Genomic DNA, 819 nt, shown 5'->3' with positions numbered 1-819 from the left:
TTCTTTTTTTGCTTCTTCTCTTTCTTCTTCTATCACGAATTTTGTTACTTCTTCTTGGGAAAATAGTGTTGACATTATACTCATTACCTCCTTTTTTCTCTTTGACAGATATTCTTTTAATATGTCTTCGTCTGTGCATATTTTTATGGTTTCTTCTATCATCTCTTTTGTATAACCGTATTTTTTGGCTTGTTCGTTTAATATTCTGCAAAATTCTATGTATTGCCATATTATTTTGTGTTGATATGATGTTTCTATAATATTTATTGTCAGTTCAAGTTGGGGCAAGTCTTGTTTTTCTTTGTATGTGTCGCTTAATTTTATTGTTCTGTTTCCTTTTTTGTCTTCTCCTGTATATATCACATAAAACTCGGGTGTTGGTAGAATTATTTGCTTTTTACTGTGTACGTTGAGTCTGTTTTCTTGCAGATAGTCTTTTACTGTTTGTGAAAGATATAATAACATTCTGAGTGCTATATTGACTGATTGTGTGCTTTGGGCTTCTACTAATATTAAAAGTTTGTCTTTTGCTATAAATCCTAAGTCGTTATACATACTGTGTACTAATATGTTTTCGAGTGTTATTATTTGTAAATCTTCTTGTCTTGTGTCCAAGTCTTCGGGGTGAAGATCTTGATACAGTTGCAGAAGATATTTTTTGTTTCTGAATAAATCTGTGAATACTGTATCTTTTGTCTTTCTGTTTATTATGTCTTTTTTGTTTATTTTATTCTTTTTTTCCATTTTATTTTTCCTAAATTTATATTTTTATTTATTTCATTATATCAATATATTTCTATATTTTCCAGTTACATTTAA

Annotated in this window: 1 protein-coding gene; it reads right to left on the bottom strand. The window is 28.2% G+C overall.

From position 1 onward, the window contains the following. A partial coding sequence (locus HMPREF9629_RS12365) for a hypothetical protein (RefSeq protein WP_009526491.1) occupies positions 1-744 on the bottom strand: 744 nt, incomplete at its 3' end. Between the last annotated feature and the right edge of the window lie 75 nt (positions 745-819).

The sequence above is a fragment of the Peptoanaerobacter stomatis genome (genome assembly GCF_000238115.1).
Lineage (GTDB): Bacteria > Bacillota > Clostridia > Peptostreptococcales > Filifactoraceae > Peptoanaerobacter > Peptoanaerobacter stomatis.
This window is presented reverse-complemented; position numbering and strand designations above follow the sequence as displayed.